This is a genomic window from Actinoplanes sp. NPDC023714 (assembly GCF_040639855.1).
GTDB lineage: Bacteria > Actinomycetota > Actinomycetes > Mycobacteriales > Micromonosporaceae > Actinoplanes.
This window is the reverse complement of sequence record NZ_JBFAAR010000004.1, coordinates 643,341-652,622: the sequence shown is the minus strand read 5'-3', so window position 1 is coordinate 652,622 and position 9,282 is coordinate 643,341. Positions and strand designations below refer to the sequence as shown.

Here is a 9,282-nt window from a genome sequence, read left to right as displayed (position 1 = left end):
GTCCGGCAGCACCGTCCCTGTCGCAATCACCAAGATCGCAGCAAGGCGGCGGCGCACGGGCGCGGGCGTCACCCCTCCGCCCCGATCTTGTGAAGTCCGGCAGCACCGTCCCTGTCGCAATCACCAAGATCGCAGCAAGGCGGCGGCGCACGGGCGCGGGCGTCACCCCTCCGCCCCGATCTTGTGAAGTCCGACAGCACCGTCCCTGTCGCAATCACCAAGATCGCAGCAAGACGGCGGCGCGTGGGCGGGGGCGTGGGGCTGGGCGTCGGGGCGGGACTGGGCGTCACGCCTTTGCTGCGATCTTGTGAAGTCCGGCAGGACCGTCTCTGTGGAGATCATCAAGATCGCGGCAAAAGGGGCGGCGCAATGGGCGTCAGTGCGGGGTGGGCGCGGGCACGGGCTGGGCTTGGGCGTCGCGCCCTTGCCGCGATCTTGTGGAATCCGGCAGGACCGTCTCTGCGGGGATCATCAAGATCGCGGCGAGGAGGGGGTGCAACGGGGCTTGGGCGCTTTTTGGGGGTTCAGGCCGGGGTGGGGGCCTTCTCGTCGGGGGTTTCGCCGGCTGCTGCGGCTGCCTCCGCCTCGGCGATGATCTGCTTGTCTTCGGCCGCGTGGGTGCGGTACTGGTTGATCGCGTAGATCAGGGCGGCGGCCCAGGCCACGTAGATGACGGCGTAGAAGGTGTAGCGGACCGCGTCCGGGGCGTCGATCCAGTCGCTGCGTAGCAGGGAGCGGGTGTTGGTCAGGATGATCAGGCCGCCGACCGCGGCGCCGAGCACGCGGGGCGGGATGTGCCGGACCAGCCAGGCTGCGATGGGCGCCGCGATGACGCCGCCGATGAGCAGGGCGGCTACCCAGCCGTAGTCGATGTCCTCGCTGCCGATGCCGACGATGAAGCCGAGGCTCGCCGCGACCGCGATGAGGAACTCGCTCGTGTCGATCGAACCGATCGTCTTCCGCGGCTCGAGGCGGCCGCTCGCCAGGATCGCCGGGGTGCCGACCGGGCCCCAGCCGCCGCCACCGGTCGCGTCGACGAAGCCGGCCACGACGCCGAGCGGGGCGAGGAACCGCTTGCGCAGCGGCTTGCCGAGCTGGCCCTTGGGCAGGCCCTGGAACGTGAACCGGATGAACACGTACAGGCCGAGCACCAGCAGGATGATCGCCATGAGCGGCGCCGCGGTCTCGGTCGAGAGGTTGGAGAGGAACGTCGCGCCCGCGAACGCGCCGACGGCGCCCGGCACACCGATCTTCAGGACGACTTTCCAGTCGACGTTGCCGAACTTCCAGTGCGAGACACCGGACACGAGCGTCGTGCCGATCTCGGCGAGGTGAACGGTCGCCGACGCGGCGGCCGGGTTCGTCCCGATCGCGAGCAGCAGCGTGGTCGAGGTGACGCCGTACGCCATGCCGAGGGAGCCGTCGACGAGCTGGGCTCCCAGGCCGACGAGGGCCAGGAGGAGAAGTTTCTGCATGTCTCTACCGCCAGTGGTGGATGGGGTGGATCCGTGCACTTCGACCGGCATTCATTGCCGACCGAGCCTGCATTTCCTATTTATTGGATCGGAGATTAGTTGCTCGCGTGGCGCGCGGCAAGCGCCGTCTCACGTGAGGTGACCGGGATGGCAGGATGATGGCACTCACACGGGAGGGGTATCGGTGGCTGACGCGGACGACGTGCGCCGCCTCGCGCTGGCACTGCCCGGGGTCGTCGAGATCGACAGCGACGGCTTCGATTTCCGGGTGGACGACAAGGGGTTCGTCTGGTCCTATCCGGAACGCTCACCGGGCAAGGCGCGGGTCATTCGTACGGATGTGGCAGTGCTCTTCGTCGGTGACGAGGCGGAGAAGCAAGCTCTCCTGCTCGGCGAACCTGCCCTGTTCTTCACGCACCCGAGCTATGAGGGCCTGCCGCTCGTGATGCTGCGGCTCCCCGAGGTGTCGGTGGAGCGCCTCGAGGAGCTGGTTACCGACGCCTGGCGGATGCGCGCGCCGTCCTGAAGTTACTTGTGGGTTGCCTGTCCGCTTCCTGTTTGATTAGGTAAGCCTCACCTTAGTAGGGGAAAGGCTTTCATGTCTCTGGAAGTGGACGGCGTCAAGAGCGCCGTGGAAATCACCGAACACGTGGATCTCGAGGTGCTGGGCGACGTCTACCGCCGCGTCCACGCCGCCGATCTGCACCTCGTCGACCACAGCGACCCGTCGGTGGAGGACCGGCTGCGCTGGACCGCCGAGGCGCCCGGCTTCGAGGCGGCCGTCGGCTACGTCGACGGGGAGGTCGTCGGCACCGTCATGGGGTGCCCGCTGCCGCCGGAGACGCTCTGGTGGCGGGACCTCACCGACGTGCAGGACCCGGACCTGGCGGTCGAGTGGGAGGGCCGCACGTTCGCGGTCTGCGAGGCGTTCGTGCTCCCCGAGTTCCGTAAGCACCGTCTCGGCGTACGCATGATGGCCGACCTGCTGGACCGGCGCCCGGAGGAACGCGTCGCGCTGGCGGTCACCGAGACCAACACCCGGGTCTGGCATGCGCTGCAGCGGCTGAGGTTCCAGCACGTCGGGGATCTCGTGCCGTTCCCGGGGTGGCGCTCGCACCGGATGCTGGTCCGGGCGTTGCCGTTGAGCTCTTCCCGATAGTCTTCTTGTTGTTTTTTGAAGGGGTCCCCTTTCGGCGACCCCTTCAACGCCCGGTCTATGCCTTCTGGGAGGCCTTGCGGTAGGCGAGCAGGCCGAGGATCAGGCCGGCGAGACCGGCGACCAGGCCGGCGATGCCCCACACCGGGCTGCCGCCGTCGTCGTCGCTCTCCTCGGACGCCTCAACGGTCGCGGTCGGAGCGGCCGGCGACGCGGCGCCCGCGGCCTCCGCGCCGGTCGCGGCGGCCAGCTTCAGCACCGGGGCCGGGGACTCCGGCTCGGTGCCGTCCGTCGTGGGCTCGTCGATCCAGCGGACCACGTTGCCGTCCGAGTACGTCTGCAGCGCCTTGAAGACCATCTGGTCGACGGCCGGCAGCGGGCCGAGCGACACGTCGAACTCCTGGAACGTGCCCGGCTTGATCTCCGAGCCCTTCGCGGCGGTCCAGGTGATCTTCGAGACGGCCTCGGTGAGCGGCGCGCCGTGCACCTCGACCGGGGTGTCCAGCTTCGACTTCTCGGTGGCAGCGGTCCAGCCCGGAACCGGCTTGAGCGACACCGAGCCGACCGGGGTCTCGATCGGCAGGTTGACCTCGAGCTTCGTCGTCGACGCCGTGTCACTCTCGTTCGGCACCCGGAACGACACCTTGGTGTAGCCGCCCTGCGTGGCGGTGCTCGGGTTGACCGTCACGTGCGCCGCGGCGGGGGAGGCCACGGCCAGCACGAAGGCGGCCGCCACGGCGGAGACGGCGGCGGCGCGGCGGAGGACTGGTTGCTTCATCAGTTTTCAGCCTTTTCCAGTTTTTTCGGGTTTTTCGGCTTTTTTTCAGGACTTCTTACGCCGGCGGATGATCACGAACGCGGCGGCGCCCGCGAAGATCAGGACGGCTACGCCGGCGATCCAGCCCAGCGGGGAGGAATCGTTGGTGAGGGTCAGCTCGGACGAGTAGGCGTCGCTGACGTTCGGGTTGCTGGGCGCTTCACTGGGTGCCGCGGCCGCGCTGGGTGCCGCTTCTTCGCTCGGTGCCGCTTCTTCGCTGGGCACCGCCGCGGCCGGGTCGTCGAGCATGAACTTGTACGAACCCTTCACGGTGTGCCCGTCCGTCGACACGACCTGGTAGGCGACCGTGTAGACGCCGTTCGTCAGCGGCTCGTCGAAAGTCACACTTCCGGTACCGCCGTCGATCTTCGGCTCGGACGTGGCGACCTTCTGCTTCCCGGCGTCGGTGACCGCGATGACCGTGTAGTCCGGGTCGAGCTTCTGCAGGAACTTCAGCTTCACGCCGTCCGGCGCCTTCTTCAGTTCCGCGTTCTTGGCCGGGCTCGCCTCGGTCAGCGCGTTGTGGGCCCAGGCCGGCGCGCCCGGCACCAGCACGGCGAACATCGCAGCCAGGGCGAGCAGCATCCGGGCCGGCGTACGTCCGGGCAGCCGGGCGGCGCGGCGGGTCTCGGTGTCATCCATGCGGTCCTTCTCCATGAGGCGCGGCTACGTGACGGTCCACGTCAGCTTGGTACGGGCCGGATCCGAGCCCGCTGCCGGGTCGGGTCCACCACCGTCGCCCGTTAGTCGCCACTCGCGCCCCTCTGGTTCCCACGACTTTCCCGCCCCCGGTCCTGGCGCACAGCTCGCCGTGTCCGGCTGCACGAGAGAGCGACAAAACGGGCGCCGGGCCAGCCATGGCGTACAGCCACGCTGGGTGGCTGCACGGGAGAGCGACAAAACGGGCGTCGAGACAGCCACGGCGTACAGCCAGGCCTGGGTGGCTGCATGGGAGAGCGACAAAACGGGCGTCGAGACAGCCACGGCGTACAGCCAGGCCCGGGTGGCTGCACGGGAGGGCGACAAGACGGGCGTCGCCGCGACGAACGGGTCAGCGGGCTGCCAGGGCTGCGTGGCGGGATTCGCGCCAGATGAGGCCCGCCTCGGTGAAGCCGGCCGCCCGTACCGCGGAGGCGTGCCAGCCGGCGTCCGCGGTGAACTCGGCGGGCGGGTGTCCGAAGGCCTCGGCACGCTGGGACAGCAGCGGGCCCAGGCCGGGTACGCCGGGGAGGGTGGACCACCAGTTCGAACAGGCGTCCGCGGGTGGGCCGGCGGAGGCCAGGGCGGTCATGACCGCCGGGAGGTGGGGGTCGGGCATCACGTCGGCTACGACGAGTACGCCTCCGGGGGCCAGCACCGCATGCGCCCGGCGGTAGAGGGCGGCGATCTGCCGGGCGTCCAGGTAGTGGACGGCCATCACGGCGGTCACCAGGTGGTAGCCGTCGCCGGTCAGCGCGGGCCAGGACGGGCCGGTCAGGTCGGCGGCGATCATGGTGACCGAGGGCGGCAGCGCGGTTCGGGCCAGGGCCAGCAGCACCGGGTCGAGGTCGACGACGGTGATGCGGGTGGTGGGCCAGCGGGCGGTGAGGCGTTCGGCGAAGCGGCCGGGGCCTCCGCCGAGGTCGAGGATGCGGGACGGTGGGCGGCCGAGGACGGCTTCGGCGGTGGTGGCGATGGTGCGTTCGAGGGACGCCATGCCGGGGAGGAAGGCGGCCATCGCGTCATCCCAGGCCAAGCGCCGGGAAGCGACGGCCGCCAGGTCCGGGAGAGACGCCGGGTCGAGAGACGCCGGGTCCGAGGAAGCCGCCGGGTCTGGAAGGGGTGACGTGAGCGGAGCGGCCGAGGCTTCGGTGGCGGGCATGGAGGGCTCCTCGGCACTGCTCTGCTGAACGGTGGCTCTCGGCGGCCAAGCGAAGACACCGGCGCATGGCGACGACACCGTTCTAGCAGGCGATGACCGGAAATTTCATGACATGCCGGAAAGACGCTGCAGGACCTCCAGGAGACGGTCGATCTCGGCGGGTGAGTTGTAGGCGTGGACGCTCACCCGTACCGATGAGGTCTTCTCTCCTGCGACGGCCTGGCAATGGGCGTCGGAGCGGACCAGGAGGCCCTCGGCGGCGAGGATGAAGCCGAGGTCGCCGGAGCTGATCTCGCGGTGCCGGAAGGCGACGATGCCGTGACGCTGCTGGACCGGGGAGGTGGCGGCGAGGCTCTGCTGGCAGCCGAGCACCTCGTAGTCGGGCATCGCGGCGAGGCCGTCGGTGAGGCGCGCGCCGAGGGTACGGTTCCAGGTCTCGATCCGGTCGAGGCCGGCGTCGTCGAGCCAGTCCATGGCGGCGGCGAGGCTGACGATGCCGGCCGTGTTCGGGGAGCCGGCCCAGCCGCCGGGGCGGAACTCCGGGCCGCGCTCGTTGCGGGACCAGATCGCGCCGACGCCGGGCAGCGCCATCGCCTTGTGGCCGGAGAAGACCACGAAGTCGACGTCCAGGTCGGCCACCGAGATCGGCAGGTGGCCGAAGCTCTGCGCCGCGTCGAGGCAGATCGGCACGTCCGGGGCGAGGGCGCGGAGGCGGTGCACGTTCATGTCGTTGCCGTAGACGTGGTGCACGTGTGTGGCCGCGATGAGCCGGGTCCGCGGCCCCACCGAGAGATCCCGGAAGGCGTAGTCGTGCGCCGCGTCGTAGGGCAGCGATCGGACCACCGCTCCGGAGAGCGCGGCCGCCTCCTCCCACGGCAGCAGGTTCGCGCTGTGGTCGGCGTGCGGCACCAGGATCTCGTCGCCGGGCTTCAGCTGGGGCAGCAGCCAGTCCCGGGCGACGGCACGCAGCCCCTCGGTCGTGCCGCTCGTGAAATGCACGCCCGACATTCCGGAAATGTCGGAAATAAACCGTCGCAACCGATGCCGCGCCTCGTCGATCAACTCCGTCGTCCTGTTGGCCCACGGATAGGTGCCCCGGCCCGCGTTCGCATTCCCCGTGGTCAGATACCCGAAGACCGCGTCGAGGACCGCCCGCGGCTTCTGCGACGTAGCCGCGTTGTCCAAATACGAAATGTCGGGATTATCGACTATCTGCGGAAACTGCGCACGCAGCGACCGATGCCAGTCAGTCAGATCCATTTCAGTCACGCACCAGCGGCGAACCCGCATCCCGCCACCCGATGATCCCGCCCTCCAACGACCGCGCCGCCGGATGCCCCATCCGTGTCAGCAGCGCGGCGAAGGCGGCCGACTTCTCCCCCACCGGGCACACCAGCAGCACCGGCTGCCTGCGGCTGAACGGCAGACCCGCCTGGATCATCTCGCCGAACACGTCCTCGCCGATGTTGATCGAGCCCTCGATGTGCAGCGCCTGATAGGCGAACGGGCTCCGCAGATCGACCACGAGGGCGTCCCGCACGAAGGGATCAGATCCGGTCACGCGGGGCGCCGCGGCGATCTCTTCAGGGGTCAGGGTCCCGATCGAGTTACGCCGCGGCGGCCGGCCGAACAGCGACGGCCTCCGCTCGCGCAGATAGCTCATATAGCTTTCGACGCGATCACAGACGATGAAGACAGCCGTCTTCCGCGATTTCAAAGAGCCATCAAGGGTACGGAGATAGCGCACCGCCCCTTGATAGGCGCCGCCCCCGGTCGGCCCCGCGAGGGTTCCGCAGCGGCGCACCAGGGTGAGAAGCCCGTCGATCGCCTCGTCGGCCGTCACCGTCTCGATGGTGTCGTACACGGAAGGGTCGAAAAGGCCGACCTCGTGCACCTCGTCGATGGTCCGGATGCCGGGGATGAAGTCGCTTTTCGCGGCCACCAGCCCGACGATGGTGCTGTCGCCGCCGGAGGCGCGCAGGGCACGGGCCACCCCGGTCGAGGAACCCGCCGTCCCGACGCAGGCGATGAAATAGTCGGGGGCCCGGCCGTCGAGATCCTTCACGATCTCCTGGCCCGTTCCGGAGAAGTGGGCGTCGGCGTTGCGCTCGTTGAAGTATTGATCGGTGTGGACGTATCCGCCGCTCGATTGCAGGGTGCGGTACATCCGGGTGAGCGGGTCGTCGGTGTCCGCCGGGTCGAGGCATTCGGACCGCCCCGGCAGTTCCTCGATCTCGGCCCCGAGCAGCAGCAACAGGTCCTTGATCTCGGGGATCTTCATCCGGTTCGTGACGCTTTTGAACGGCAGGCCGTACATTCCGGCGATCAGCGCGAGCGCCTTCGCGGTGTTCCCGCTCGACAGTTCCACGACGGTGTCCCGGCGGCCCGCCGCGTCGTCGAGAAGGGGCCGGACCATGCTCCACGCGGCCCGGTCCTTCACCGATCCGAACGGGTTCAGGAACTCCATCTTGGCGTAGAGGTCGATGTTCGCGAGGCCGTGCACATCCGGGTCGATCCGGACCAGCGGGGTGTTGCCGATGGCCTCGGTGATGTCGTCGTATCTCATGGCACCTCCGGCTGCGCGTGAACGGGCCAGTAGTTCTCGTCGAGGCGCCATTGCCACGTCCCACCGGCGTGGTAGACCGCCACCTTCCGGGCGGCCGGCTGATGCAGCGCCTCGGTCGCGGTGAAATCCATGAGGTAGCCGGCCGTGTTCACGAACGCCAGCAGATCGCCGGGCTCCGGAATCCGCGGCAGGAACACTTTCCGCCGGGTGATCAGGTCCGATTCCAGGCACAGATTCCCGAGCAGGAAGACGCCGGCCGCCCCATTTCCGGAAGACCCCTTCCCGGGTACGAGGACCGGGTCCATCAGCACGCCGTGCTCCTCGAGGCCGATGTCCCGGGCGTTGCCGGCGAGCCGCACCAGGGTGTCGCCGCCGTCCTCGCGGACCTCGACGACCCGCGCCAGGACGAGCCCGCACTGGTCGAGCAGGGCCCGGCCGGGTTCGACGTCGAGGTCGTACATGTGATCCAGCAGCAGCTCGCCGAGCGGCCGGCGCAGACCGGGCGCGTCCGTGCCGAGCAGCCGGTCCAGGTAGTCGGCGCCGGCGACCGGGCGGTGCGCCGCGTAGACGGCGAGCGCGCCGCGCAGGGTCCCGCCCTCGGCGCGCAGGCCGTATCCGTGGCCGTCCCAGGTGAGCGGCGGCCGGTTGCCGAGGACGGCCTGGGCCAGCTCCGAGGTGTACCGCTCCCACTCCCCCGCGTCGGCCAGGTAGTTCACCCCGAACCCGCCGCCGATGTCGAGCGACCAGGGCCGCATCCCCCGCTCCCGGCACTCGTCGAGCGCCGCGAGACAGCCCTCCAGCGCGACGGCCTTCTCCCGCACCTCGACGGTGTCCAGGTGATAGGCGACCCCGACCAGCTCGAGTGCGTCCCCGGAGGCGGCGATCAGGTCGAGGACCCCGGCGAGCGCGGCCGCCGGGACGCCGAACCTGCTGCGGCGGCTCTGCACCCGTACACCCGAAGTCTCGAAGCGCGACAGGCGCACCATGATCCGCACCCGCGGCAGCCCTCGGGCTGCCACCATCGCCGCCAGCTCACGCAGCTCCTCCGCCGAGTCCGCGTTGACGATCACGCCGGTGCGCGCGGCGAGCCAGAGGTACTCGCGATCCTTCGGCCCGGTCGCCATGATCCGATCCGGCGGGAAGCCGCTCGCGAGCGCGTGCTGGAGCTCGCCCAGCGAGGCCACGTCGGCGCCCGCCTCGGTCGCCGCGAACTCCCTGAGCAGGGCGGATGAGCGGTTCGCCTTGTGTGCGAAATAGATTCGGCCAGAGAGCCGATGCTTTCTGTACGCCGTGCGGAACCTGGCGACGTTCTCCCCGGCGCGCTGCGGCAGAACCACGTTGAGCGGGGAGCCGAGACCGTCCACCATCCGTCCCAGAAGCTCGCCGTCATCGAGAAGGGATTGAGTG

At 69.6% G+C, this 9,282-nt stretch carries 9 protein-coding genes; 2 read left to right on the top strand and 7 right to left on the bottom strand.

Annotation, left to right across the window (positions count from 1 at the left end; all coding sequences use genetic code 11):
• Window positions 1-524: 524 nt before the first annotated feature.
• Window positions 525-1,475, bottom strand: a complete 951-nt coding sequence (locus AB0G10_RS22260; protein ID WP_360924645.1) for a sulfite exporter TauE/SafE family protein — start codon at window positions 1,473-1,475, stop codon at window positions 525-527.
• Between the two features lie 184 nt (window positions 1,476-1,659).
• Here AB0G10_RS22260 and AB0G10_RS22255 point away from each other — a divergent pair, with 184 nt between their 5' ends.
• The gene (locus tag AB0G10_RS22255; protein WP_360924642.1) at window positions 1,660-2,001 is read left to right on the top strand and encodes an MmcQ/YjbR family DNA-binding protein; all 342 of its coding nucleotides are present in this window, start codon (window positions 1,660-1,662) and stop codon (window positions 1,999-2,001) included.
• Window positions 2,002-2,073: 72 nt separating this feature from the next.
• Window positions 2,074-2,634, top strand: coding sequence for a GNAT family N-acetyltransferase (locus tag AB0G10_RS22250; RefSeq protein ID WP_360924639.1), 561 nt, complete (start codon window positions 2,074-2,076; stop codon window positions 2,632-2,634).
• A gap of 55 nt (window positions 2,635-2,689) precedes the next feature.
• On the opposite strand, the gene AB0G10_RS22245 is transcribed toward AB0G10_RS22250, so the two are convergent.
• The 6 genes from AB0G10_RS22245 to AB0G10_RS22220 form a co-directional block, all read right to left on the bottom strand.
• A complete protein-coding gene (locus AB0G10_RS22245) occupies window positions 2,690-3,409 on the bottom strand; it encodes a YcnI family protein (RefSeq protein WP_360924636.1) in 720 nt (239 codons plus the stop codon).
• 45 nt (window positions 3,410-3,454) lie between these two features.
• Window positions 3,455-4,090 carry a copper resistance CopC family protein gene (locus tag AB0G10_RS22240; RefSeq protein ID WP_360924633.1) on the bottom strand — a complete coding sequence of 212 codons (636 nt, stop codon included), beginning with the start codon at window positions 4,088-4,090 and terminating at the stop codon, window positions 3,455-3,457.
• A gap of 409 nt (window positions 4,091-4,499) precedes the next feature.
• On the bottom strand, window positions 4,500-5,309 hold the full coding sequence (locus tag AB0G10_RS22235) for a methyltransferase domain-containing protein (protein WP_360924631.1): 810 nt from the start codon (window positions 5,307-5,309) through the stop codon (window positions 4,500-4,502).
• A gap of 105 nt (window positions 5,310-5,414) precedes the next feature.
• A complete protein-coding gene (locus AB0G10_RS22230; RefSeq protein WP_360924628.1) occupies window positions 5,415-6,494 on the bottom strand; it encodes an aminotransferase class V-fold PLP-dependent enzyme in 1,080 nt (359 codons plus the stop codon).
• Between the two features lie 76 nt (window positions 6,495-6,570).
• Window positions 6,571-7,875, bottom strand: coding sequence for a pyridoxal-phosphate dependent enzyme (locus AB0G10_RS22225; RefSeq protein WP_360924625.1), 1,305 nt, complete (start codon window positions 7,873-7,875; stop codon window positions 6,571-6,573).
• The gene (locus tag AB0G10_RS22220; protein WP_360924622.1) at window positions 7,872-9,242 is read right to left on the bottom strand and encodes an alanine racemase; all 1,371 of its coding nucleotides are present in this window, start codon (window positions 9,240-9,242) and stop codon (window positions 7,872-7,874) included. The genes AB0G10_RS22225 and AB0G10_RS22220 overlap by 4 nt, the downstream gene beginning before the upstream one ends.
• Window positions 9,243-9,282 lie beyond the last annotated feature (40 nt).